This is a genomic window from Carboxylicivirga sp. M1479 (genome assembly GCF_007097485.1).
Classification (GTDB): Bacteria; Bacteroidota; Bacteroidia; order Bacteroidales; family Marinilabiliaceae; genus Carboxylicivirga.
The window spans coordinates 52,234-77,542 of the sequence record NZ_VKDE01000016.1 but is presented as its reverse complement, the minus strand read 5'-3'; the positions used below and the strand labels follow the sequence as shown (position 1 = coordinate 77,542).

At 37.3% G+C, this 25,309-nt stretch carries 20 protein-coding genes; 13 read left to right on the top strand and 7 right to left on the bottom strand.

Annotated features, from left to right (window positions below):
• Nucleotides 1-139: 139 nt before the first annotated feature.
• Nucleotides 140-1,054 carry a cation diffusion facilitator family transporter gene (locus tag FNN09_RS11010; RefSeq protein ID WP_143302408.1) on the bottom strand — a complete coding sequence of 305 codons (915 nt, stop codon included), beginning with the start codon at nt 1,052-1,054 and terminating at the stop codon, nt 140-142.
• Between the two features lie 258 nt (nt 1,055-1,312).
• Between FNN09_RS11010 and FNN09_RS11005 the strand changes: the two genes are divergently transcribed.
• The 3 genes from FNN09_RS11005 (at nt 1,313) to FNN09_RS10995 (ending at nt 5,286) form a co-directional block, all read left to right on the top strand.
• Complete coding sequence (locus tag FNN09_RS11005) at nt 1,313-3,640, top strand: family 20 glycosylhydrolase (protein WP_143302407.1); 2,328 nt, start codon at nt 1,313-1,315, stop codon at nt 3,638-3,640.
• A 117-nt stretch (nt 3,641-3,757) separates the two neighbouring features.
• Nucleotides 3,758-4,942 (top strand): M20 family metallopeptidase, encoded by a 1,185-nt coding sequence (locus tag FNN09_RS11000; RefSeq protein ID WP_255434087.1) that lies wholly within the window; start codon nt 3,758-3,760, stop codon nt 4,940-4,942.
• 176 nt (nt 4,943-5,118) lie between these two features.
• Nucleotides 5,119-5,286 (top strand): DUF362 domain-containing protein, encoded by a 168-nt coding sequence (locus FNN09_RS10995; RefSeq protein WP_143302405.1) that lies wholly within the window; start codon nt 5,119-5,121, stop codon nt 5,284-5,286.
• A gap of 733 nt (nt 5,287-6,019) precedes the next feature.
• Here FNN09_RS10995 and FNN09_RS10990 read toward each other — a convergent pair.
• The 3 genes from FNN09_RS10990 to FNN09_RS10980 form a co-directional block, all read right to left on the bottom strand.
• On the bottom strand, nt 6,020-6,727 hold the full coding sequence (locus tag FNN09_RS10990; protein ID WP_143302404.1) for a Crp/Fnr family transcriptional regulator: 708 nt from the start codon (nt 6,725-6,727) through the stop codon (nt 6,020-6,022).
• Between the two features lie 96 nt (nt 6,728-6,823).
• The gene (locus tag FNN09_RS10985) at nt 6,824-8,473 is read right to left on the bottom strand and encodes an NAD+ synthase (protein WP_143302403.1); all 1,650 of its coding nucleotides are present in this window, start codon (nt 8,471-8,473) and stop codon (nt 6,824-6,826) included.
• 47 nt (nt 8,474-8,520) lie between these two features.
• Nucleotides 8,521-9,180, bottom strand: coding sequence for an outer membrane beta-barrel protein (locus FNN09_RS10980; RefSeq protein ID WP_143302402.1), 660 nt, complete (start codon nt 9,178-9,180; stop codon nt 8,521-8,523).
• A 127-nt stretch (nt 9,181-9,307) separates the two neighbouring features.
• On the opposite strand from FNN09_RS10980, the gene FNN09_RS10975 reads away from it, so the two are divergent.
• Genes FNN09_RS10975 through FNN09_RS10965 form a run of 3 tightly spaced genes read left to right on the top strand, consistent with a single transcriptional unit; the run spans nt 9,308 to nt 11,684 of the window.
• The gene (locus tag FNN09_RS10975) at nt 9,308-10,312 is read left to right on the top strand and encodes a gliding motility protein GldB (protein ID WP_143302401.1); all 1,005 of its coding nucleotides are present in this window, start codon (nt 9,308-9,310) and stop codon (nt 10,310-10,312) included.
• 45 nt (nt 10,313-10,357) lie between these two features.
• On the top strand, nt 10,358-11,146 hold the full coding sequence (locus tag FNN09_RS10970; protein ID WP_143302400.1) for a nitrilase-related carbon-nitrogen hydrolase: 789 nt from the start codon (nt 10,358-10,360) through the stop codon (nt 11,144-11,146).
• A 1-nt stretch (nt 11,147) separates the two neighbouring features.
• Nucleotides 11,148-11,684, top strand: a complete 537-nt coding sequence (locus FNN09_RS10965; protein ID WP_143302399.1) for a 5-formyltetrahydrofolate cyclo-ligase — start codon at nt 11,148-11,150, stop codon at nt 11,682-11,684.
• A 1,489-nt stretch (nt 11,685-13,173) separates the two neighbouring features.
• Here the strand turns inward: FNN09_RS10965 and FNN09_RS10960 are convergent.
• From FNN09_RS10960 to FNN09_RS10950, 3 genes are read right to left on the bottom strand one after another with little or no spacing between them, the layout of a single operon-like run.
• On the bottom strand, nt 13,174-13,812 hold the full coding sequence (locus tag FNN09_RS10960; protein WP_143302398.1) for a phosphatidylcholine/phosphatidylserine synthase: 639 nt from the start codon (nt 13,810-13,812) through the stop codon (nt 13,174-13,176).
• Nucleotides 13,805-14,905, bottom strand: a complete 1,101-nt coding sequence (locus tag FNN09_RS10955) for a histidinol-phosphate transaminase (protein ID WP_221932483.1) — start codon at nt 14,903-14,905, stop codon at nt 13,805-13,807. The genes FNN09_RS10960 and FNN09_RS10955 overlap by 8 nt, the downstream gene beginning before the upstream one ends.
• An 18-nt stretch (nt 14,906-14,923) precedes the next feature.
• Nucleotides 14,924-15,721 carry a sugar phosphate nucleotidyltransferase gene (locus tag FNN09_RS10950; RefSeq protein WP_143302397.1) on the bottom strand — a complete coding sequence of 266 codons (798 nt, stop codon included), beginning with the start codon at nt 15,719-15,721 and terminating at the stop codon, nt 14,924-14,926.
• A gap of 1,132 nt (nt 15,722-16,853) precedes the next feature.
• Between FNN09_RS10950 and FNN09_RS10945 the strand changes: the two genes are divergently transcribed.
• The 7 genes from FNN09_RS10945 to FNN09_RS10915 all read left to right on the top strand — a co-directional run bounded on the left by FNN09_RS10945 (nt 16,854) and on the right by FNN09_RS10915 (nt 25,171).
• Nucleotides 16,854-17,564 carry a hypothetical protein gene (locus FNN09_RS10945; protein ID WP_143302396.1) on the top strand — a complete coding sequence of 237 codons (711 nt, stop codon included), beginning with the start codon at nt 16,854-16,856 and terminating at the stop codon, nt 17,562-17,564.
• Nucleotides 17,565-18,104: 540 nt separating this feature from the next.
• A complete protein-coding gene (locus tag FNN09_RS10940; protein ID WP_143302395.1) occupies nt 18,105-20,030 on the top strand; it encodes a hypothetical protein in 1,926 nt (641 codons plus the stop codon).
• 43 nt (nt 20,031-20,073) lie between these two features.
• Nucleotides 20,074-20,796 (top strand): DNA alkylation repair protein, encoded by a 723-nt coding sequence (locus tag FNN09_RS10935; protein WP_143302394.1) that lies wholly within the window; start codon nt 20,074-20,076, stop codon nt 20,794-20,796.
• Between the two features lie 384 nt (nt 20,797-21,180).
• Nucleotides 21,181-22,029: a sugar phosphate isomerase/epimerase gene (locus FNN09_RS10930; RefSeq protein ID WP_185968966.1), complete on the top strand. Its 849-nt coding sequence runs from the start codon at nt 21,181-21,183 to the stop codon at nt 22,027-22,029.
• A gap of 137 nt (nt 22,030-22,166) precedes the next feature.
• Complete coding sequence (locus FNN09_RS10925; RefSeq protein ID WP_143302392.1) at nt 22,167-22,733, top strand: YdeI family protein; 567 nt, start codon at nt 22,167-22,169, stop codon at nt 22,731-22,733.
• A 56-nt stretch (nt 22,734-22,789) separates the two neighbouring features.
• Nucleotides 22,790-23,368 carry a hypothetical protein gene (locus FNN09_RS10920; protein WP_143302391.1) on the top strand — a complete coding sequence of 193 codons (579 nt, stop codon included), beginning with the start codon at nt 22,790-22,792 and terminating at the stop codon, nt 23,366-23,368.
• Nucleotides 23,369-23,956: 588 nt separating this feature from the next.
• The gene (locus FNN09_RS10915; RefSeq protein WP_143302390.1) at nt 23,957-25,171 is read left to right on the top strand and encodes an NAD/NADP octopine/nopaline dehydrogenase family protein; all 1,215 of its coding nucleotides are present in this window, start codon (nt 23,957-23,959) and stop codon (nt 25,169-25,171) included.
• Nucleotides 25,172-25,309 lie beyond the last annotated feature (138 nt).

The following is a 25,309-nucleotide window of genomic DNA, read 5'->3' as shown; positions in this document are numbered from 1 at the left end:
GAATTGACTTCTAAAACCTTATACTATACTTACGTATGTAACACGATTAGTTACAAGATTTTTTAATTAAGCCTCACAAATTTATAAATAATTATAATGATACAGGACTATGCCATCACCTTTTAACAAGTAAATATGATTATGGATTGTTTGTTGCATTCACAATCAAGCCTTTATTATCATCCACTTTATACTCGGGTTGCAATGTTGTATGACTTATTCCAAACTCTGTTTTAAGCAGTTTATTAATGATCTTAATTAACTCATTCGCTTCTTCAACACTCATATTCGTACTTACATCAATATGAGCTTCGAGGTGCAACTCATCATCGTTTAATTGCCAAACATGAACGTGATGAATATTATCAACACCCTTAATAACTGCCACCTTTTCAGCAAGATCAACAATATCAACTGAGGCAGGTGTAAATTGCATTAGCACCCTTAATGTTTTAATAACCAGCTTCCAACTGGCACTTATTAAATAAATAGCAATCAATACCGACAGTATGGCATCTATCCAATTGAGTTGGTAGTAGTACATAAGTAAACCTCCTATCATTACTGCTATGGAAGACAGCATATCAGAAAACAGATGAAGGTAGGCCGAACGCATATTCATGTTATTATGTGCATGTTTTTTTACCACCAAAACACTAACGCCATTGGCTAAAATGCTAAATACAGCCAAATAGGTTACCATGAGCCCATTAATTGCTTGATCCTGTTGAGTCATCAGTCGCTCAAGGGCTTCGTAAATAAGATAGGCTGAAATTAGCAATAAGGTGGTAGCATTAAAAAATGCAGCTAGTATCTCTGCTCTTTTGTAACCGAATGATTTTTCTGGCGAATAATCTCTTTTTGACAGTTTGTTGGCTATATAACTAATGACCAAAGCCATAACATCAGAGAAGTTGTGCAAAGCATCGGTTAACAGAGATAAGCTATTGCTGATAAAAGCACCAACAAGCTGCACAATTGTGATGGCAATATTAAGTAAAATTGTGATGATCAGGCTTCTGCCTTTTAGGTCGTGATGATGATGATCCCCCATTATTAATCTTTAAATAAAAATACTCCGTTGATTATATAATTTGCCTCTTTTATAGAAAGACTTTTAATAGCGAATTGTTTTATTCCGTTTCGGTTTTCTTTTTCTAGCTTATGAAGTAAAAAAAAGTATTTTTGTTTCGCACATATTTACTTTCTAAAGGTCAATTATATGAGTTTTTATTGAATTAGGATAAGCCCCTGCTTATGTTTTACCAATAATTGCTTAATAAATAACTTAAATGCCAGATAAAAAGTTGCAATGAATAAATCCAAATTATTACTCTTGTTTCTTTGCTCGATTATAATGTATGGTTGTGATGATACAGAAGTCATTCATCATCCAGATTTAAACATTATTCCGGAGCCCTTATCAATTCAAATGAGCGATGGTAAATTTCATCTAAACACCAACACTCAGCTAATTTATAAGGGGCTTGACAAGGAAGTATTGACTACCATTGAAAATTTTAATAATTATCTAAGCCCAATCTTGGGCGATGCACTACAAGTAAACGATAAAACTCCCCCAGACAACTATATTTTATTTCAAGTTTCTCCAAAAATACCCCATAAAGAAGCTTACCAATTGCAGGTTAGTGAAAGTCATGTTCATATAAAGGCAAACAGCTGTACAGGACTTTTTTATGCCATTCAATCTTTACGACAATTGTTACCTGTTGATGTCGATAACCAAAAAATAACACAGATAAATAATTTGCTAATTCCTGCATTGGAAATAAAAGATTCTCCGCAATTTGAGTACCGAGGATTTAATTTAGATGTAGCTCGGCATTTTTATCCTGTTGACTTCATAAAAAAACAACTGGATATACTGGCCTTGTACAAAATCAATGTTTTTCATTGGCATTTAAGCGATGATCAGGGTTGGCGATTAGAAATAAAAAAATACCCTCGTTTAACAAGTATTGGCTCAAAACGCGCCAAAACATTAATAGGCCATGGAGCCAACCCTCCTTTTCAGTATGATAATAAGGTACATTCTGGTTTTTATACTCAGGAAGATGTTCGCGACATCATTGCCTATGCCAAAGCTCGGCACATAACTGTGATCCCTGAAATTGAACTTCCTGCTCATTCCCTAGCAGCCTTGGCTGCCTACCCGCAATTGGGGTGCACCGGAGGACCCTATGAAGTAGCGACTAACTGGGGTGGTTTCGATGATGTAATATGTCCAGGTAAAGAAAGTACTTACCGTATCATAGAAGACATTCTTGGGGAAGTAGCTAATTTATTCCCAAGTGAATACATCCACATTGGAGGTGATGAATGCTCTAAAATTCGTTGGCGCGAATGCAAGCATTGTCAACAACGCATTCAATCGGAAAACCTGAAGAATGAACAGCAACTGGAACTTTACTTTATAAAACGTGTGCAAACCATCGCAGAGAAGTTTGGGAAGCGCATGGCAGGTTGGGATGAAATAATGCACAATACAAGCTTAAAGAATGCTTGTGTGGTTGTTTGGAATGATGATGCCCGTATTCATGAATCAATTGCGAACAATAATAAAATTGTAAAAGCATCAAATAACCACTTGTACTTCGACCACTATCAGGCTGATCCTCAAAACCATCCTTTGGCCATTGGTGGCTACACACCAATGAGGGATGTATATGCTTATAACCCATTAGCTGATGTATTTTCGCCTGACGAGAAGGCTTCAGTAATTGGCATGCAAGCCAATTGCTGGACAGAATATATGCCCAATGAGGCACATGTAGAGATGATGATATATCCTCGATTAATTGCCTTTGCAGAAAACAGTTGGTCGTCTATTGATAAGAAGGATTGGGCTTGCTTCAATCGCAAATTAGAATCGCATTTGGCGCGCTTGGATTTGTTGGGAGCCAATTATTTTTACGAAACACCTAAGCCCGTGGTTAAAAACGAACAGCTAAACTTTATTACGCCAACAAACTTAAGCTTTGTTAATATCTCCAATAAATATGATACACGTTATACCACAGATGGCTCGGAACCTACACTAACTTCCGAATTATACACTAGCCCAATTTCTGTGAATAAGCCTGGTACCATCAAGGCCATTACTATCGATAAGGCAACGGGAGACATAAGCAAAACCACCATTGTAGCTTTGAATAAACTTGAGTACGCAAAACCTCTAAATAATGAAGCGAAAACACATGGCTTAGACTATTTGCTGTATAAAGGACGCTTTAAAACAGTGAAAGAAATTCAAAATTCCAGTGCACAAAACCAGGGAACTCTGCAGAATCTCTTCATTCCAGACACCATTCATCGCGAAAGTTTTGGGCTGGCATTCAATGGCTATTTCGAAGCTAAGCAAAAGGGAATTTATGAATTTGCCTTGAGTTCAGATGATGGCAGTGCCATGTATTTAAATGAGCAACTGGTTGTGAATAATGATGGCATCCACGGTAAAAAGACGGAATTTGGTGCGATTGCCCTAAAAAAGGGCTTGTATCCATTTGATTTGCTGTATTTTCAAACAACAGGGCACAGTCAATTAAATATCACTGTAAAACAACCTGATGGCACCACCCTAACATTGTTTCCTAAAGACTTTGTTTTAGAGTTAGAATAAAAGTATTTGATTACTGTTTTATTTATGCGAGCAATAAAGAAGTGTTATCTTTGTAACGATAGTTTAAAAAATTAACAAATGTCGTGTAATTTTAAATTACACCTAAGATACTTTAGCATGAAAGCGCGCATTAAGGAACTGACTCAAAACTACCTGCAACAAATAATAGATATTCGAAGACATCTGCATCAAAATCCAGAATTGTCGTTTGAAGAGCATCAAACATCAGCTTATATTCAAAAGCAATTGGACTCTATGGGTATTCCGTATCAGGCTGGCTATGTTAAAACAGGCATAATGGCTTATTTAAAGGGTAAGAACCCTGATAAGAGAACCATTGTACTGCGTGCCGACATGGATGCTTTACCAATTAAGGAGGCTAGCGAACTTGAATTTACATCACGCAACGAGGGTGTGATGCATGCCTGCGGACATGATGCGCACACTGCGGCTTTATTGGGTGCAGCCATGGTGCTTACTGAGATTAAAGAAGAATGGGAAGGTACAATTCTATTATTATTCCAACCAGCTGAGGAGGTTTTTCCAGGTGGCGCAAAGCTGATGATGGAAGAAGACTGTTTTAAAGGCTATGAACCTGAAGTAATTCTTGGGCAGCATGTATTGCCTAGTATGGCAACAGGGCATGTTGGGTTTAAAAGTGGTATGTACATGGCGTCGGGCGATGAAGTATACATTACAGTTAAAGGAAAAGGAGGACATGCTGCCATGCCACACGCCTTAACCGACAACGTACTGATTGCCTCTCATATTATTGTAGCTCTGCAACAGGTGGTAAGTCGCATTGTACCTGCTCAAATACCTACTGTTTTATCATTTGGTAAAGTTATAGCTAACGGTGCTACTAACATTATTCCTGAAGTGGTGGAAATAGCAGGCACCTTACGTACCATGAATGAAGAATGGCGCGCTATTATTAAAGATAAGATTAGAGAAATAGCAAACAATACTGCCAAGGCCATGGGTGCCGAGTGTGAAATTGACATTAAAGATGGTTACCCCGTAGTACATAACAACGAAGTAGTAACCGACAAAGCCATCCGTTTTTCAAATGAATTTATTGGTGCTGAACAAACCGAAATAATGGATATTAGAATGACAGCAGAAGATTTTGGCTATTATTCACAGAAGTATCCTTGTAGCTTCTATCGCTTTGGTGTAGCACAAGAAAAAGGCGAAACAGGCAGTTTACATACGCCACAATTCAACCTAAACGAGGATTCTTTAGAGACAGCAGCGGGTGTATTGGCCTATCTGGCGTTTAAATTTATGACTTGTGATTAATACAAACACCCCTGCACACCTTTAAAAACGGCTGTTTTACAGATGATTGAATAATAAAAGACCTTATTGCCTTATTTATAACCTTTCAAAATAAAATACTTTCCAATAGAATACTTTTTTTTAATTAAAAAAGCAGATAATTTTACATCGTAATAATAACCAATAAAGAAAAAAAAATGGCTTACGTAATTAATGAAGACTGCATCGCATGTGGTACTTGCCCTGATGAATGTCCAGTTGATGCTATCTCTGAAGGAGATATCTATAAAATTGATGCTGAAGCATGTACTGATTGTGGTACTTGTGCAGATGTTTGCCCAACTGAAGCAATTCACCCGGCATAAGTAATGCTTTCGTGAAAAAATAACTAAGCCCCTTTATGGGGCTTTTTTTGTATCAAATTGTTGGGTGTGATTGGGCATAACCAGTATCAGATACAAGTTCAAAGTCTAGGCTTCAATTTAACACAATCAGTAAAGAAAGAAATTGACATCTGTTACCCCTCTATATTGACGTCTAAGTTACTTGATGATGCTCGTTCGTGCTAAAAAAAATTTTACATCGGTACAACCTCCTAAACAGCGTAGTTGAAGCACGAATAAGCTTCAACCGTATGAATTCGAAAGTTCTGGGAAGTTTTTTATGATGAAAATTACTGCTTAGTAGATTTGCATAAAGTTGAGTAAAGATTAATATAAGTTGTTTGGCCTTATATAAGGTATACTCCAAGTTTTCTTCGGTACTTCTTCGATGCTTCGTCGTCTCTCCATCGGGTCTTCTTCGTACCCGCATCGTACCTGCATCGGTACAACTACGCTCCCAGCGAGGTTGTGCCGTAGTAGACCACTAGATGGTACAGAGCAGTTAGCATGTAAAGGCGAACAGAGTATGTTGTGGACTATTGCTAAAAGTAGCATAATACCAATTGTAATAAAATAGACTACACTGAAGAAAGCGTACATTATACATCAATGTGATTGCTAACATGGAAATACTTACCTAACATCAATGCATTCGCCTAGTACTAATGTCCTATAATTGACGATCAATAAACAAGCTAAATTTGCTTATGAAGTATTAGCCTAACCTTGAAATACGTTGTAGAATATCGGGATCTAGAATTTTAATGACACGCCCATTAACTGCCAATACCTTTTCATTAACAAAAGAGCTGAGCGTTCGAATTGCATTGGAAGTAGTCATGTTCGAGAAGTTAGCTAAATCTTCTCGCGACAAATACACCGCTAGAGTTTGTTCATCCTCTTCAAAACCATAGATGTCTTTAAGCACACATAAGCTCTCGGCTAAACGACCACGAATATGTTTTTGCGTTAATGTAACAGTTCTATAACGGGCAAAACCCAACTCACTGGCGAAGGATTTGATAAAAGCCATGGATAAAGACGGGTTGGTCTTCATTAGATTATAAATCACTTTTTTTGGTACCTGAAAGATCGTACACGGTTCAATTACTTCAGAACTGGCGATGTGCATCTCCTCAGCAAATAAGGCTCTGTAGCCAATAAAATCAGGTGCCGAAGCCATGCGAACAATCTGCTCCCTCCTACTAACACCTTCTTTATATATTTTCACTTTCCCTTTGCCCAAACACAAGAGTGCAGTTGGCTTTTCGCCTTCCTGATAGATAATATCACCTTTCTTGTAAAAAACTGTTGAATGATTATCTATGAGATATGCTTTTTCTTCATCGCTTAGGATGTTATAAAGCTTTGGAATATCTTTAATCGTTGGCTCAACAAGTGTGTTATTTTTCTTTCCCGACATTGTAAAAGTGCTATATAACTATGTTGTATAACATACAAATTTATAAAAAAAGCTGACTTATTACTTCTATTTCCTTTAAAATCAATGCTGCCTGCATCAATACTTGGCAACTAAAGGCATGCGTCGTCCAATACCAAAAGCTTTGCTTGAAATACGCAAGGTTGGTGCTGTTTGAAAACGCTTATACTCGTTCATATTCACCAAACGCACAGCCTTATTAACGGTGGCCTCTTCAAAACCATCATTCATAATTTCTTCTGGCGACATATTCTTCTCAATGTAGCGGAAAAGGATACCATCCAGCACATCGTAATCTGGCAATGAGTCAGAGTCTTTTTGGTCGGGCCTTAACTCGGCCGATGGTGGCTTTACAATGGTATTTTCAGGTATAACTTCTTGCTGACGGTTGATATAACGCGCCAGTTTAAACACATCTGTTTTGTACACATCGCCCAATACCGAAATACCGCCGTTCATATCGCCATACAATGTACCATAACCCACGGCAGCCTCACTTTTGTTGGATGTATTTAAAAGTATGTGACCAAACTTATTAGATAGCGCCATTAATAAGGTACCTCTAATGCGCGCTTGCATGTTTTCCTCTGTTACATCCGATTCTGTCCCCTCAAATATCGGGCTCATCAGAAAGTTGTAGGAGTTGAATATTTCTTTAATTGGTACAATGTTGTATTCGATACCCAGGTTATTGGCCAGATCCACAGCATCATTTATGGAGTGATCAGAAGAATACTGCGATGGCAAAAGCAATACACGCACATTTTCTTTCCCCAGTGCTTCGGCAGCAATGGCAACCGTTACAGCAGAGTCAATACCTCCCGATAGCCCCAGAGTTGTCTTGGTAAAGCCCATTTTGGCAAAATAATCGCGCACACCAACAACCAAAGCATCGTAAATTAATTGAATAGGTGTCGTTACCTCTGGCGCCACTGTGTTCTTCACTTCCAATTCCGCCATATCCACCACAACATGATCCTCTTGAAAAGCATTGCTTTGATGGGTTATATCACCGCGACTATTAACGGCCATGCTGTTACCATCAAAAATTAATTCAGTATTAGCCCCCACCTGGTTCACATAAATGAATGGTATTTTGTATTGACGAGCTTTATTGCGCACTATATCACGACGTATATCTACCTGGGTATATGAGAATGGCGATGCTGCAATGTTAATGGCCAAGTCAGGCTCTTGCTGCATCAGCTTATCCATTGGCGATAGAGTATACAGCTTGTCACGCGCAAAGGCGTTTGCTACAGGCTGATCATCCCAAATATCTTCGCATATGGTTAAAGCAATTTTTTTACCCTTGATAGTAATCAATTCAAATTCACTGTTGGGCTGAAAATAACGGTACTCATCAAACACATCGTAATTGGGCAATAATGTTTTTCGAATGGTTTGCTTTATTTGTCCATCTTCCAACAAGTAAGCAGCATTAAACAGGTTTTTACCCTGCGGCTCTGGATTTATCTCAGGGCCACCTACAATAGCAGCTATCCCCTTACATTCCTTTGCTATGTCCTGTATGGCATCGCTACATTGTTGTATAAACTCCTTACGTTCTAAAAAGTCATACGGTGGATACCCACAAACAGCCAGTTCTGAGAACACCACCAAATCGGCGCCCTCCCCTTTTGCCTGGTTAATACTTTTAATCATTTTATTGGCATTTGAAGTAAAGTTGCCAATATGGAAGTTGAGTTGTGCCAATACAATTTTCATCGCTGCCGTTCTATTTACTCAATTAGTATAATGAGTTTTGATTACTGCTAAAAGATTATTCCAACCTGAAAAGTTAAGCGGTTGAGAGTTGTTTTGTCGTCCACTACCTGATCTGTCACATCAACTACTTCGCTGGTTACATCAATAAAACCACCACCATATAGCAGACCTAACATTAAATAAGTATCACCACCTAGTGAATATTCCATGCCACCTCCCAAAAGGATGCCCATGTCGTAAAAATTCACTTCGTTACTCATACTATTACCATTACCATCATCTGTTTTAATATTAAACTGTGAGTACAAACCAAACTGCCCATAGTAGCGTGATCGGTGGAACTCATTGGTAACCAATTTCAATGTAAGAGGTACTTCAACATATTTTAAACGATAGGTAACATCACTTAGCTCCTGCTCGATGCCACCAATGTTCATTCTTACAGCTGGATCGTAGCTTAGCTTACCGCCCGTTGTATTAATGGTTAAGCCTGTTGAAAAGGCATAGTTTTTATCGAAAAAACGATCTAAAACAAGACCAAAGTTATAACCAAATAAATTGCCATTGTTATCAACCGAACTATAATCAGAATTTAACCAGGATAATTGTGGGCTAAAGACGAACGCCAAACGAGTGCGCTTACCCTCCTGAGCATGAGACATGATAACCAAAGACAAAAATAATACGAGTAAGGATACTTGCTTCATTGTTATAAATTGAGGTTGATTTTGACTACAAACATAATTAAAACATGGATTTCAACCACTTTTTTTTGGCATGAACTGCATATTTTCGAAGCTTTCGTATTTTTACAAAAAAAATAGCCATTACAAGATGAAGAAAACACTGATTTATCTATGCGTTTTATGTGTAAGTGTAGTAGCCTGTAACAAACGATCATCAGGGCCCGATGTGAGCGATATAAAAATTGAAGTGCAAGTGCAGCCTTTTTTTATCGATGTGTTTGAGATGGATGAAAAAAGTATTGTTGAATCAATAGACCAGCTGAAATTAAACTACCCAAGCTATTTAGAGCCTTACAGTCAACAAATCATAAAAGTGGGCAGCACTCATCATCCCGAATACCCTCAGCGACTATTAAGTTTTTTGAACTATGAAGATAATCGTGATGTTTACAAAGCATGTAAAGAACTATTTGGTAATACTCAGGAACTAAATCAAGAACTAACCGAAGCCTTTCGTCATTATAAATATTACTTTCCACAAGCCCCCATACCACAAGTTTATCTGCATACATCGTACTTTAACGAGTCCATCGCTATGGATTCCAGCTGGGTATCGGTAAGCGTGGAAAAATACCTGGGTGCCGACTGTGAGTTTTACGAGTGGCTGTCCACGCCCAAATACCTGCGTCGTAAAATGGTGCCGCAAAAGCTAGTGCCCGATGTAATGAAAGCCATGGCCATGGGCAATTTCACATTTCAGACGAAGAACGAAGATGTGATTAGTAAAATGATTGCTCAAGGTAAAATTCAATACTTTATCAAATCGATGATTCCCAGCATTGAGGATACCTTGTTATTTGATTATAGCCCAGCACAAATGAAATGGTGCGAGGGGCACGAAGCCGACGTTTGGGCTAGTATGGTGGAGCAAAAACACTTGTATAATACCGAGCGCATGGTAATGCAAAAGTATGTGGGCGATAGTCCGTTTACCTATTATTTAGGACAGGATTCACCAGGCAGAGCAGCTGTATATGTGGCTTATAAAATTATTGAGTCATACATGAAAAATAATCCCTCTGTTGAGCTCATGGATTTGATCAATAATGCTGATGCCCACCTGATATTGCGTGAGGCTCGTTACAGACCATAAGCGCAGTATTACCCTAAAAAGAATAATGCACTAAAAAACGAAGCCATGCGAATAAGTCTTGTGCAATATGCCCCAAAGCTAAACGATCCTCAGGCAAATATAGATGCTACCAGCGCATTAATACAATCCAACAATAGCGATTTGTATGTGTTGCCCGAACTGTCCAATTCGGGGTATAATTTTAATGGCTTTGAAGAGGCCTACAGGGCATCGGAAGAATTGGATAATAGCAATTTTATAAAAGCATTGCTGGCTCTCGCCAAAGCTAAAAACACCTTGATTGTAAGCGGATTTTGCGAGCGCGAGAACAGACGCCTTTACAATTCATCAGTTTTGCTTGGGCCCAATGGTATAATAGGACTGTACCGCAAGCTGCACTTATTTTTAAATGAAAAGGATATTTTCACACCTGGTAATAAAGAACTACCAGTATTTGATACGCCATGGGGAAAAATTGGTATGCTGGTTTGTTTCGACTGGATGTTTCCAGAGGCATGGCGAAAACTGGCTCTGCAAGGGGCTCAACTAATTGCTCATCCTTCGAATTTAGTACTGCCCTACTGCCAAAGTGTTGTTCCTTCGTACGCCCTTGTTAACCGTTGTTTTATTGCCACAGCCAATCGTATTGGCACCGAGGATCAACTGACTTTTACAGGACAATCGATACTTGCCAACCCAAATGGCGAAGTACTTTTAAGAGCCGACACCGACAAAAGTCAGGTCTTAAGCACCGAAATAGATCTACATTTGGCCAAGGATAAATTCATCACTCAAAAGAACGATGCGTTTAAAGACAGGAGAACGGATGTTTACGGTAATTTAGACCCAAAGTAAGATGAAAGATAAGCAAGCTCTACGCAAGCAGATACGCGCTATAAAACTTAAGGTAAGCGAGCAGGATAAACAGCAACAAGGAGCTGCTGTGCATGCCTTACTTGAAAAAAGCGAGGTATTTAAAAATGCCAAAGCCATATTAATGTATTGGGCCATGCCCGATGAGCTGCCCACGCAAAGCTTCGTTAATAAATGGTATACCACTAAGGAAATTTATTTGCCAGTGATTAATGGCGATGACTTAAAGATTGTACGATACATGGGCGAAGAATCCTTGGTGCCAGGCGACAAATATGGCATACTGGAGCCCGCCGGAGAGCCTATTGACAATGAACAGCGCATTGATATGGTGGTAGTGCCAGGCGTGGCTTTTGATACCGACAACAACCGTATGGGACGTGGTGCTGGTTACTACGACCGTATTCTTAAGCGCATTCCTTCGGCTAAGAAAATTGCTTTGGCCTTTGATTTTCAAATGGTGGAACACGTGCCTGTTGAAGCGCATGACATTAAAATGGATATGGTCTTGTCGGTTTAAGTATTTTTTATCAAGACAATCCTTAAAAGCTGAATCCATTCAGGATTCAATACTTACAGACTAATACGCACAGATTGCATCTGCGCTTATTTAAGTTAGACCTCCTCTGTGATGTTACCCAAACCTGGAATCAAACAAGCCAAAAAATCCTGAAAGGATGATACAAGAATAGCCTTGTGCAAAGTGCAAAGTATTGATTGTGGATTATGGTCTGTATGTGCAAAGTGCTTAAATTTTAAATAAATTTTGCTCCTCGTTATTTCTAAATAATGAGAAACCAGCTCAGCACAAGGGCAATGAAAATTTTATTTTATCTCTGCTCTAGCCGCAGCGGCTCTTATCTTTTCCTTGATGAAAAGTAAGCAAAAATCATTGACTGCAGCACTCGATGACCCACTATTGATTCTAATCTTAAAATGACAGAACTCCCTGCGGTCAAACAGCTGTCATTAAAAAAAGATTTATCATCAAGTGGGTACCCCATCTGCGTTGCTGAGGTCAGGAAACTAACAACTCAAAGCAGGCGAACTTTTCCCCACACGAAACTAGGTTTCGATCTAATGATGGTAATTGATAGGTATGGCTATTGACGGATGACATCTATATTGGCGTGATGCTTATATAGATGTCATCCGTTTTCAAGAGGCCGATATGGAACAGGATGTGTAATGGATCATAGGACATTTCTGTGGATTAATAATAATTTGTAACGAAAGGAAGCAACGAAATACCCTGTTTTGTAAGATGGTTTTCCTTTCTTTTGCATCGCTCAAAAGAAACAAAACGCTAGTCCCATTGATACTACCACCCGCTCTAATGATTAATCAATTTCACAATTAAAGTAGGTCAAGCCCCTTTGATGTTCAATTAAATTAATCATTATTCACGCCTTCGCATGCCCGCCAATGGAACAGGCCACCGCACTTTCGAAATTGCATTTCGAGTGGGGCAAGGTGGATAGCCCAAAGTGAAGGGTAACAAACTAATTAATCGATTAAATAATGAGCCAGCAGAGCTTATTCATCATGCTGAGCTACCTGCCCCAATCGAAACAAGGTTTCGGACGATTGAAAGCTAGTGATAAGAGTGGATGTTGCGGAATTGCAAGGCGATAGCCTTTAGCATGAAGCAATAAATCCATCTCTGGTGCGTAGCAATCACCTCTTTCAATCAGGTTTTGCATCCTTTTTGAAAAGGATGTGCTAGCCCGGCACTAGGGCAGTGAATGATTTACGCTTACTGTACTAATTATTTCTCTATACTTTCTGTTGTATCACCCCAAAGAAAGAATCACGATAATTGTCCTTTTTGTAAAACAATTGATTAGATAGTACACTGTTTATTTCTTTGTCCACAAGAATATCTAGTGATCCTGTGTAATTCCATCTATATTTCATAGTGTCCTGGTATATATGCCTGCACATAAATAACGTGGCTTAAAAAAAAGGAATACACTAAAGGCATGTTCATTAGTTAACGGTATAACATATCAAATTCTATTATACAATATCCAACTAAAAAACAAGGTCAAGGTCACAACGTATATTATCAATGCATAAACCCATTTTCCTGCAAATTTCGGGGTTGGTATCGAGGATAAATTTAAAGCCGATAATACCATTAGGGCTAAATAAATTATAAGGGCAAATGTTGAATGTTCAAATAAGCTTTCGAACAAAAAGATAAAAGCAAGAATAAGTACATTATTGTCGAGCGGGAATCCTTTGTATGTTTTGCTGTCGATAAGTCCATATACATTAAAGTAGGTCAATCGAATAGCACTAGATGCAATAATGATAAATGCACCCGGTAAAAACCAAATATTATAACTCCCATAACTTAAAAGTATGATGGCAGGTAAGATACCAAAGCTTACAATATCAATCATTGAATCAAGCTGAGCACCAAATTCTCCTTGAATCTTGGTTCGTCCTTTCAGTTTTCGAGCAATAATACCGTCATACCAATCGAACAGCACAGCCCACAAAACTCCAATAATTGCTGCCGGAAAATTCCCTTGTATGGCAAAATAGATTCCTATTACTGCACTTAATAGACCTAAAAGCGAACAAATATTTGGCAAATCTTTAACAAAGTTAAAAACACTTTTTTGTTTGATACTATTCATACATAACCTCCTTTAGTGCAGCAATAAGTTTATTGTTTTCTTCTTGTGTTCTGCTGGCAATACGAATATACCGCTCGGCATCGGGTTGAGTTTTTCCCCCGCTATCCTTTATGTAAATATTGTATTTTATAAAAAGGCGCTTGGTTACTTCTGGTCCACTCAAAGCTGCATCAGGTAGGCGACAGAAAATATAGTTTGCATCGGGCTTATAAACCGTCATCCCTTCAATGGCACACAGATTTTTATAGAATATATCCCGGTCTTTTTTAACAATTTCACAGCTAGCTTTAAACTCACTCAAATACTGAGGTAGTATGCGTAAAAACTCTTCTGCAAATCCATTAATATTCCAAATATGAATTTCATTTCGAACCGCTTTGGCAAATTCCAGATTAGCCGTAAGCATGTATCCTATTCGGATTCCGCAAATCCCAAAGGCTTTGCTCATGCTTTTGAGTATGGCCATATTTGGATATTTGTGAATTTCTTGTTCCAGGCTTATCTGTTCTTTATTGTCGGTAAAATCAAGAAATGATTCATCAACAATAAGCATGCAATTCTGTTTTTCAAGCTTTTGTGCCAACCGTATTAAATCTGCTTTAGGCACTACCAGCGATGTAGGATTGTTAGGCGTTACAACAACTGCCATATCTGCTCCCTCTTTTAAAGCCTCTGCTGAAAACTTATCTACATCGAGCTGAAAAGATGGAAATTCGAGTGGAAACTCTACTGCCCTACCCTTAGGTGCGGCATTAACATATTCATTGAATGAAGGTACAGGAACAATTATTTTTTTAGCTAAATGCCCGGATAGTATCTTAATAATTTCTGCAGCACCATTACCAACAACAATTCTTTCTGTTGCTTGATCGGTAATTTTTGATACCAGACTGGCAAGTGCATCTTGCGCCATAGGATAGTTCAAAACCAAATCTTCAATATTCTCCTTTAGGTGTTTAAATACTGCCTTTGGCGGAAAATAAAGATTGTATAAATAAGCATGGTCAGTAAAATCATGACGATAATAGCCACCATGTTGCTTTGAGATGTATTCGTATTTTTCTTCTGGAGTATTATATTTATCGCCCATCATATTTTTGTTGATTGATACCTATGCAATAACTGTTGCGTAATTTTCTTTTTCATGCTTAACTATTGGAAAGAGTTTTTCAGCTTCAGCTAAATCGTCAATAGTATCAATTTCGTACCATGGCTTGTGGTCGAATGATACAGATTCAAGTGATAAACTTTTATCTTCAATCATTTCGGCAAAAACAGACTCATAATAACAATTCACATTCCCTTCGGAAATATATTGATTTAGTTTACGGACAATGGCTTGCCACGATGTAAGAGAAAAACTGTAGATATTAACTGTTTTATATCGGGTATCAGAATAGGCTTCTGTTGTTCCTTTTTGAAATTGAATGATTTCATTCTTTTTGTTCAGTGTTACCGTTGTACCATTGAGCCACGGTTGCATCTTAGCAACAGCCATTCTATCAGGATAAACCATTTCATTGAGCAAGGATGTATTTAAAACTAAATCACTTTCAAATAATACAAATGGTTCATTAATGATTTCACGAGCCATCCAAAGCGAATAAATGTTATTTGTAGTTCTGTAGAGTGGACTATGTATATATTCAATGGATAGATTACCAGATCTTCTTCCCAGAAAATCCATGATACACTCCTTTTCATGACCCGTAACAATGATAAGCTTTTTAAACCCTTGTTTCTTGAGATTGCTTACAAGCCGTTCTAAGATTGACTTTTCATTGACTAGTGTTAGGCACTTTGGGGATTTTTTTGTTAGTGGAAATAGACGACTACCGGTTCCAGCTGCAAGAAGTAGCGCAGTAGAAATACGATTGTCACCATAATAATTTTCTGAATTACTATTCATACATTATTAAAATTGGTGTCATCAAAAAGAAACATAACCGCTCTTTTAAAAGCACTTAGGCGCACTAATTTTTAGTACTTTGATGCTTGGACTGGTTACTGATAACTCAACTATCTAAGTATGAAGTCTGCCAATGTGATGATAGATTGCTTTAGAAGCTCATCAACAAAAATGATAGTAAATGATTGATATCAAAAGATATGTAATCCGTTTGCAAAGGTACTCTAATAATTTGCATTATCTAATTAATGGCTTACTATTGCTACTTCACTAATGCTTTGAGGTTAGCCATATACCCTTATTGGTTAAGTATTTTGTCCTTATGATTCAATGCACGAAAACCTAACAAAAAATACAAATAATACAGGCAAATTGGGTATTGTAAAGTATCCTACCAACGTAATGTGTCGTTCAAGCAATTTATAATCCACCTCCATGTAAAGGCCTTAAGAAAATCATTGACAAAGCGTAAAAAAAGAAAAGTTGAATCCAATCAGGATTCAATAGTCATTGACTAGGATGCACAGATTGCATCTGCGCTTATTCAAATTACATTACCTCCTTGCTATACTCACAAGCAGGTATCAAACAATGCCAAAAAACCTGAAAGGATGGTACAAGAATAGCCTTGTACAAAGTGCAAAGTATTGATTGTGAACTATGGTCTGTAAGTGCAAAGTGCTTATACTTTAAATGGCTTTTTGTACCTCGTTTTTATGAGTATGCCAGCACGATATGGCTTTTTACGGATGGCATCTATGTACCCGTTATGCAAATATAGATGTCATCCGTTTTTGGATGCTATGGTAAAAACTCACCAAATCATGACAAAAGTCCTATTATCCCAATCCAATTATTTTATTTAATAGGAAAGAAAGACTTACACTTCCTAATACATTCATCTAAAAGAATCGTCACTTAACCTGAAGAATTATTCTACTAAGCATAAACATTTATTCACTCGTCAAAATTTCATTCAAAAATAAAATCTGACTATCTGTATCTGAGTAACAGTTGCTAGTTTTAAATTGACAAAAAAACAGGTAACCAGGCCTCTTGTTGTAAGCAACTTTGGCGAGACGCATGCAAAAGAGACTGGTACCTGCTAGTAACAACTCAAAATTAATAAATTATGCCACATTTGGACGATTACACCCAAAAACTGGAAGAGGCGAAAGCATTAGCCAACGATCAAGTATTGTATCCTTACATGCCCATTAGCGTGTATTGTCAGGAAGCAGAAGATTTGGCTGTTTGGGCCACGCATGACTTAGCCCAATTAGCTGCTGCCGGATTATCCGAAACAATAATTACCGACCTTAACATATGGTCGGGCGCCACACACCATGCCCAATCCTTATGGATGAAGGAAAAGAAAAGCCAGAAGGAGGCTGAGGAGGAATGGGCCACCAAGAGCCCCCTTGCCTACGATTTCCGAAACCAATTACTGCATGGCTTACGATACGCCTTTCGCAAGCATCCTAACTTACTGGCTCTATTGGCCGAAATAGACGAAGGCAACTCTGATGCCGACATGGTGCAAGACCTGAGTGACTTATCGGTGCTGGGGATAGACAATCCGGAGCTGATTCAAAAGGCAGGTATAAGTATTGAGGATATGAATAAGGCGGCCACCATGTCGGATGACATGGGACTACTGCGAGCACGCTCCAATGGTGAAAAACATAGTGGTAATGAGTATTTAGACATTCGTAACCGCATGTATACCCAATTAAAAACCCTGGTAGACGAAGTACGTGCCTGTGGTAAGTTTGTATTTTGGCGCGACAGCAAGCGTGTTAAAGGTTATGCCAGCCAGTATAACAGGCAAAACAGAGGATAAAAAATAAACTTTAAAAGGGGTATTCTGCCACTAAGAATGCTTAGGCATGCCCCTTTTACATTTGGCAACACGCAGACTAACCCTAATTTGGCGCTGAAAGAACAATTCCTCCACAGGGTGCACTCAAATAGCCGCAGGACAAGTAAATACTGGCGCAGGTCAAAGCCTAATGAGCGCTGGACTATTAGTAGACGGCGCAGGGCCACTAAAAAGCACCGCAGGGGACTATCACCCCTGTGCAGCTCACACAAAAGTAGCGCAGGACAATCCAATGGCATTTATACCTACTTATGTTTGTTGAACAAAAAAGGTGTTTTTATCAACATAATGATGTTTAATATACCAAAATAGCTATTTTAGTAACTGCTAAACCGAAATAAGTCACCTCTCCCCTTTTAACATGGTTCTTAAGGGATTTGCATAATGAGCAATAAGGTATCGCTACGTTTTGTAAAAGACATAGTATAACAATTGGGAATTGAGGTGGAGAGATGAATTAGTTAGGGCTAATTAAGCACAGACCACCAACACAACATTGACATGAAAGATAAAAAGATATATTTTCTGTTTTCAAAAATGTCATCCAATCAAAGTGATAGAGTTATCTACGGTTTGATTGTTGACTTTTTCCTGACGAATAAAAATGGACATTCCTCTTTAATGGAAATATCAAAACTTCTGATAGAAAAACAGAATTTGAATTTCAATCCTGAATCAATTCAAACAGCTTTGAATCTTTCAAATTATGCAGATGTATTTGATGAATATGATGTCGAAGGGGATTACAATAAAGCCTTCAGAATTAAACCTAAAGTATATGAGACTTTAAACAATTACAATGACTATCTGACTCTCTTAGACAAATATGTTGTGAAATTTCTTGGCTCAAAAGGTTATCCTAAAAAGAGGTCTGATAATATCATAGAAATTCTACTTGAGGTTATTTTTTCAAGAAATATCGAATTTCTTAAGAAAATCCTAACCGTAAAAGACGAAATTGACCTAAAAGACGAATTAAAATTTAATGGTAAACACGAGAAACTATCGAGAAAGGATTGTCAATACTATAACGAACTAATTCTTGAGTCAGATGATGAGTTTGATGAAATATTAAAGGTTATCATACTGAAAATGTTTGACTTTCTGTCGTTGTATTACAATCCTAAACATAAAGAAACATTAGACAAAGCATTCAATGGAAAAGTATATTATTTAGACAGCTCATTTATTCTTAGACTCCTTGGTTTTGATAACGAATTCCGTGAACAAAGAGCCATTCATTTGATAAATATTCTAAAACAAATTGACGGTATTCAGTTTTGTGTCCATTCGGAAACTCTAAATGAAGCTCAGTTTAGGATAAAAGAAATAATTGGACACTCAACCAATATTATTAATAGGACTGAAAAAATAATAAAATCTATAACCAAATATATCCCTGCGAAAGAATCAGATACAGTTCAGCTATTTTATAGGTTAAAGGCTCAAGGAGTTGTGAATAATGCAAAAGACTTTCTACTTTATTATAGTAATATTAATGGGTTGCTAAGGCGGATTTTCTCATCAACCAATTATATTAAAATAGAAGACAAAATAAAGGTTGATAGAACAAAGTCTAGTCAACTTTTTGAAAAGTTTCAAGTTACAGATAAATCGAAGTCTCGTATCAAACATATAATTAGAATTATTTGTCATATTGAGCATCTAAGAGGTGGTAATAACTACAATCCTTTCGAAATAAATCATTGGCTAATTACAACTGATGCTAAAACCTTAAATATAGACCATGATATTGCCGAGAATGGAGATTCTCCGATTAAGAGTGTTTGTATTTTACCTACAGAATTAATTCGAACTATAGATGGCGTAGGGGAAGTTACTGACGAGCACATTAAAGTATTCAAAAAGTTTATTTTAAAGTCAAAAGTATTTAAAGAATCTTATAGCGAAGAGGATATTCAGACCATTGAAAAGATTGCTGCAATGGTTGAATCTACAGATACTGCGAATCATGATACTGACACTTTAATTTCAAACCTACTTGAACAAACAAGTTTTGAAGACATTCAAAAAAGACTTAGAAGTATTAGTGATGAAAAGGAGAAAAACGCAGCTTTAATTGAAATGTTTAACGATGCAAATGAAGCTGTTATTGAGACAAAATATTCTGGAATTGTTTCTAATATAATTAAAAAGTCAAATAGAGATGCAGGTATCATTTTTTCACTTTTTATATTTGCTTTACCTGTATTATCATTAACATATCTGATTTTTCTTATATTAAATCCTGCAATGGAGATTCTTAATCCCTTGACATATATGGACGAGGAAAACTGGGGAAAAATTGAAGGGGTTTTATTTTTATTTGAACTTTTGATTTGGGGCGGTTTTGTTTGGATTTATAAATTGAATAAGGAGAAATTTGTTAATTGGTATTCATCAAGAATAGTAAAGAAGTACAAATAACTTGCCCTAATAATAAACTATCTAACCGGAAAACAAAAATGCCATGACAGATACTAAAACCAAAGCTATAAGGGACTTCTGTAAAGCAAACTCCGACCCTGAGATTATAAAAAAATACCAGAAATATTTTAAGGAAGGTTACGATGGTTACGGCATAGATGATAAAGCATTTAAAGGTCAAATTGAGATTTGGTTGGAACAATGGAAAGACGAAATGACCATTGAAAGCTACCTTGATTTAGGCGATGAACTAATGAAAAATGGGCGCTTTGAGGAAAAGCATGTTGCTATTAGTATTATAACAGCAAGTAGAAGCGATTTCTCAAAGCATACATTTGACAGGGTGAGCAATTGGTTTGCTTATGGCATTAATAATTGGGCAACAACAGATGTGCTATGCATGCTGGTTTTATCAGGTATGTTACACGATAAAGTGATAGGGTTTGAAGACTTAAAAGCATGGATTGATTCTGGCTCTGAATGGCAGCGAAGAGCGATTCCTGTCGCCCTTGTTGAGTTAGATAAATTAACAAAATGCCTAAACCCTATTGATTCACTTGAATTAATAGAGCCTTTAATGCTCGATAAATCAGAATATGTTCAAAAAGGCATTGGAACATTATTACGTGGCCTTTGGAAAAAACACCCTGCAGATATTGAGGATTTTCTATTGAAAAGGAAAGACCAGTGTGCACGCTTAATCGTGCAATATTCCACCGAAAAAATGGATAAGGAGTATCGAAAGAAATTTAGGAAAAGGAAGTAAAGTACAAGGGTACAATAGTATAGATACTCAAAAACATTTTCCGCGTGTGATCAAACGTTTGTCCATATTAAAACCTCACCAAAACTACTTGTACTCTCACTTATACCTATATAGCTTCCTAGTTACATAAGGTTTTAGGAGCCAATTTAAGCCTCTACAATGATGACGAACAGAAGCGGTTGATTTAGTCTTTATTATCAATGATAACTAGACCAAGACCTTATTATTACTTATTTTTGTTTGTAGGCTATAAAAAGAAAGCCAACTTAAGCGTATCATACTACTACCGATCGCTAATGTTGAAACCATTTGAAATCCCAGTGTATGAAAGTAAATAATAGATTGAAGAACAACATCTTTAGACTAGCTACAATACTAGTTCTTATGGGATTCGTTTGTACTTGTACTCACAAAGAGAACAAGGCTCTTTTCTCTATTGATGAAGTATCACCCTGGTGTATAATCGGCTTTGATTCTTTAAACAGGACTCCAGAACAGCGGATTGACATGTTAAAGCAAATGGGTTTTACAAAATATGGATTTGAAAAAGGAAAGGGAGATTTGAGTTTTATGAAGGATGAATTCAAGCTCGCTAAAGAAAATAATATTGAAATCATCTCCATCTTTTTGCGGTTAAATACTAAAAGAGATAGCATTGGCAAATTGAGTCCAATGAATCAGGAATTGCTGAGCAACTTAGCCGAAATAGATAATAAGCCGACTATATGGTTAAGTTTTAGCAATAATTTTTTTGAAGATCTTAATCAAGAGCAGTCAATTGAATTATCAATTAAAATGATTGACTTTATCAAATCCAAAGCGGATGAAGTAGGATGTAAACTTGCCCTTTACAATCATCGTGGTTGGTTTGGTAATCCGTTTAATCAGGTCGAAATTTTGGAAAAACTAAACCACGACTCCATCTCAATCGTATACAATTTTCATCATGCTCATGAGTACATCGATGAGTTTCCTGCAATTGTAAAAAAGATTAAACCCTATTTATCCCATGTCAATTTAAATGGGGTAAAAAAGGAAGGCCCTGAAATTTTACCAATCGGTCAGGGCGATTCTGAATTTGAAATGATCAATCAGCTCCTGCAGCAAGGATATAATGGCCCCTGGGGCATTCTAGGTCATCTTAAAAACGAAGATGTACAAATTGTACTAAATCGAAATATTGATGGATTAAATCTAATGAACAGCAAATTGAAAGAGCCCAAAGCAAAATAAACAAAGCCTATCAAGTTTTCGCAAACTGGCTAGTTTAAGGGCGAATGAACTGAATATAAACCGTAGTAATTTACTACGTTTGTCCGCCAAAATACCAACTCTAATTTGAACCTTATCCTTACGAATAATTCACAAGAATGAATGCAATTAACACCCTGTATTTTACAAAGCGAAACGAATGGAGAAAATGGCTTGAAACTAATTTTGAGGCCGAAGATGATATTTGGCTGGAATATCCATTAAAGAAAACGGGTAAAAAACGTCTGTTGTATAACGATGCTGTTGAAGAAGCCCTTTGTTTTGGTTGGATCGATAGCACCGTTAAATCGTTAAATGAAGAGACATCCATTCAACGTTTTTGCAGAAGAAGAGCAAAGTCAACTTACTCACAGCCGAATATAGAACGATTAAAGTGGCTCTTTGAGAACCAACTCATCCATGCGTCCATTAGTAATGAAGTTCAAGAAATAATACAACAAGAATTCATTTTTCCGGATGACATAATAGATCGCTTAAAGCGGGAAGAAACTGTTTGGAGGAACTTCGAACACTTTTCAGAGCCCTATAAACGAATACGAATTGCCTACATAAATAGTGCAAGAAAAAGGCCTGATGAATTTGAAAAGCGATTAAAAAACTTCATTGATAAAACAAAAGCAAATAAACAGATTAAAGGCTTTGGAGGCATTGACAAGTACTATTAAAAGATTAAAACAGCATAAGTATTTGTACCTTGCTGCCAAAGTGACGAGACAGCAAAATGAAATTAATAAGTAATAAAGAAGATGCCATAATCGCCAGTGCAATTTTAGCAGAAGCCTATGCCGATGCTCCTAATCTTAACTGGATGTTTGCTCTCAACCATAAGAATTTCAGTTGTTTTTTTCGGGTATTGGTTGAAGATGCTATAAATAAAAATGGTGCTTACCTTACTTCCAACAATAATGGTGTATTACTCCTATACAACTTAAAGGCACACAGCTTTACGTTAATCAATCTTTTTAGAAAAATCTATCTCATTCTATTTGTCATCGGTTTAAAAAAAAGCGTACAGCTTATAAAGCTAAATAAGATCAAGCGCCAGCACCGACCTCAAACAGGTTTATACGGTGCTGTATTAGGGCTAAAAAAGGGCCAATATACCTGGCAAACCAGACATGAACTTAAAAGCGACTTTCTAAAACTTGTTGAGCGTGCCAACATGCCTGTGTACATTGAAACCACCAATCCCAGAATTTATTTGCTATACAAAAGTCTTAGTTTTACAGAGTACCATCAAATGAAACATCCCTATGCCGACCTTAGCATCTATTTTATGAAGTTAACTGTTAGCAAGTAACATAAACGGATAAAATTATTACTCGTATGATATAACGCAAAGATCTACAATACTTCATGTATCATGCCAAGCACTCTTCTTTTTATACTAGGAGAATTACGAGGTAGTGACTTAACCACCGCGCCTGCGGGACCCCTCCTAAAATTCAGGAGGGAAATGATGAGCAGCTTGCTGAAATTAAGCATAGCTTCATGGGTATTAACAAGTACAATACTAGATAACTATAAACGGATGACATCTATGTTAGCATCTTGAAAATAATAGATGTCATCCATTCTTTTACAGCAGATAAATAAATGCTTTCCAGAAGAAAAGCTGATTACAGCTTGGTGCGAGTTTATAGCATAGTCTGTATTATTTTAAGTACATTGTACTCGTGCTAATGCTAAGCACGCTCAAAACGCAATATAGCATTGCAAGGTTTACTAATTTTGGTTGTGAAGATTCCTGCACTTATTGTTTGCCTTTTCGGTCAAACATAACCCATCGCAAATCTAAAATGCCTCAGATAGCCAAAGGTGAACAATTCTTTTTAAACGTATTCACACATTCATTTTAAGGTATAAATCTTACCAATAAATCAGAGGCATGACTAATCAAGAAAAAAAAGTAGTAACCATTGTAGGCGGTGGCAGCAGTGCTCATATTCTAATTCCCTTTCTCTCTGGCGCTGGCTTTACAGTCAATATATTAACGCGAAGACCCGAGGAGTGGTCGTCTAAAATTGATCTCCAATTGCAGTCCATTGATGGAGAATTGCAAGAGGTGTTCAGCGGTAACCTAAGCTCAATAAGCAACGATCCCGCTGATGTTATTCCGCAGGCAAACTTTGTTATATTATGCATGCCAGTGAATAAATATCGGGTTGCATTAGATGCTTTAGCTCCGCATTTAGATAAGAATAATGAGGTGTTTGTAGGTACCATATATGGTCAGGCAGGTTTCAACTGGATGGTTGATGAAATTACCCTAAAATACAATTTGAATAACATCACTTGTTTTGCCATTGGATTGATTCCTTGGATATGCCGTATTATTGAATATGGTAAAGTAGGTGTTACATACGGATGTAAGGAAGTTAATGTGGTAGCCGTTTCACCACCCAACCGTTTTCCTGTGCTCAACCAATTATTATTGAGCAATATTTGTGAGCGTTGGTTGAAAAAAGGACAATTTCAACAAGCTGATAATTTCTTATCCTTAACACTATCTGTCGACAACCAAATCATCCATCCATCGCGCTGCTATGGCTTGTTTCTTAAGGATGGCGGTCAGTGGACTAACAAAGAAGATATCCCCTATTTTTACCGCGATTATGACCAAAAGTCAGCCGACCTTCTTCAGGCCTTGGATGATGACTACTCTAAAATAAGAGAAGCTATCAAAAGCAAGTATCCTGACCACAAGTTCCAATTTATGCTTGATTACCTTAGTCTTGAGCGTCTTTCGTATCAATCGGCTAATACCGATATACGTGAATCTTTCACCAGCTCCAGCACTTTGGGTGCTATAAAGCCTCCAACCGTTCAATTGGAGAGCGGAGAATGGGTAATTGATAAGGATCATCGTTTTTTCACTGACGATATTCATTATGGCTTGTGTATTGCCAAATGGATTGCCGACCAACTGGATTTGGAAGTACGCACCATTGATGACATCATCAACTGGGCTCAACAATTGCGTAATGAAAAAATTATTGACGGAGATAAATTACTCTTGAACAGCGAAAGCCTGACAACAAAGTTCATGTCTGGCATTCCTCCTGTGTATGGCATTAATACAATAGAGGACATACTGGGATAAAAAACATTCCAATTAATTGATAAGCTACCTGGGCTTGTTTAGCGTTTACACAATGGCTGAACAAGCCCATTTACTTTTCATCATGCTTGTTGTGTATAAAATTCAAGAGGCTTTTTACGAGGTTTCCTACAATTTTTA

What these genes read in the sequence shown, in the direction of transcription:
- FNN09_RS10925 (WP_143302392.1), top strand. Translation starts at nt 22,167, where the DNA reads ATGAATGCAATTAACACCCTGTATTTTACAAAGCGAAACGAATGGAGA.
- FNN09_RS10965 (WP_143302399.1), top strand. Translation starts at nt 11,148, where the DNA reads ATGAAAGATAAGCAAGCTCTACGCAAGCAGATACGCGCTATAAAACTT.
- FNN09_RS10990 (WP_143302404.1), bottom strand. Translation starts at nt 6,727, where the DNA reads ATGTCGGGAAAGAAAAATAACACACTTGTTGAGCCAACGATTAAAGAT.
- FNN09_RS10995 (WP_143302405.1), top strand. Translation starts at nt 5,119, where the DNA reads ATGGCTTACGTAATTAATGAAGACTGCATCGCATGTGGTACTTGCCCT.
- FNN09_RS10980 (WP_143302402.1), bottom strand. Translation starts at nt 9,180, where the DNA reads ATGAAGCAAGTATCCTTACTCGTATTATTTTTGTCTTTGGTTATCATG.
- FNN09_RS10960 (WP_143302398.1), bottom strand. Translation starts at nt 13,812, where the DNA reads ATGAATAGTATCAAACAAAAAAGTGTTTTTAACTTTGTTAAAGATTTG.
- FNN09_RS10985 (WP_143302403.1), bottom strand. Translation starts at nt 8,473, where the DNA reads ATGAAAATTGTATTGGCACAACTCAACTTCCATATTGGCAACTTTACT.
- FNN09_RS10950 (WP_143302397.1), bottom strand. Translation starts at nt 15,721, where the DNA reads ATGAATAGTAATTCAGAAAATTATTATGGTGACAATCGTATTTCTACT.
- FNN09_RS10940 (WP_143302395.1), top strand. Translation starts at nt 18,105, where the DNA reads ATGAAAGATAAAAAGATATATTTTCTGTTTTCAAAAATGTCATCCAAT.
- FNN09_RS11000 (WP_255434087.1), top strand. Translation starts at nt 3,758, where the DNA reads ATGAAAGCGCGCATTAAGGAACTGACTCAAAACTACCTGCAACAAATA.
- FNN09_RS11010 (WP_143302408.1), bottom strand. Translation starts at nt 1,054, where the DNA reads ATGGGGGATCATCATCATCACGACCTAAAAGGCAGAAGCCTGATCATC.
- FNN09_RS10915 (WP_143302390.1), top strand. Translation starts at nt 23,957, where the DNA reads ATGACTAATCAAGAAAAAAAAGTAGTAACCATTGTAGGCGGTGGCAGC.
- FNN09_RS10935 (WP_143302394.1), top strand. Translation starts at nt 20,074, where the DNA reads ATGACAGATACTAAAACCAAAGCTATAAGGGACTTCTGTAAAGCAAAC.
- FNN09_RS10920 (WP_143302391.1), top strand. Translation starts at nt 22,790, where the DNA reads ATGAAATTAATAAGTAATAAAGAAGATGCCATAATCGCCAGTGCAATT.
- FNN09_RS10955 (WP_221932483.1), bottom strand. Translation starts at nt 14,905, where the DNA reads ATGATGGGCGATAAATATAATACTCCAGAAGAAAAATACGAATACATC.
- FNN09_RS10945 (WP_143302396.1), top strand. Translation starts at nt 16,854, where the DNA reads ATGCCACATTTGGACGATTACACCCAAAAACTGGAAGAGGCGAAAGCA.
- FNN09_RS10970 (WP_143302400.1), top strand. Translation starts at nt 10,358, where the DNA reads ATGCGAATAAGTCTTGTGCAATATGCCCCAAAGCTAAACGATCCTCAG.
- FNN09_RS10975 (WP_143302401.1), top strand. Translation starts at nt 9,308, where the DNA reads ATGAAGAAAACACTGATTTATCTATGCGTTTTATGTGTAAGTGTAGTA.
- FNN09_RS10930 (WP_185968966.1), top strand. Translation starts at nt 21,181, where the DNA reads ATGGGATTCGTTTGTACTTGTACTCACAAAGAGAACAAGGCTCTTTTC.
- FNN09_RS11005 (WP_143302407.1), top strand. Translation starts at nt 1,313, where the DNA reads ATGAATAAATCCAAATTATTACTCTTGTTTCTTTGCTCGATTATAATG.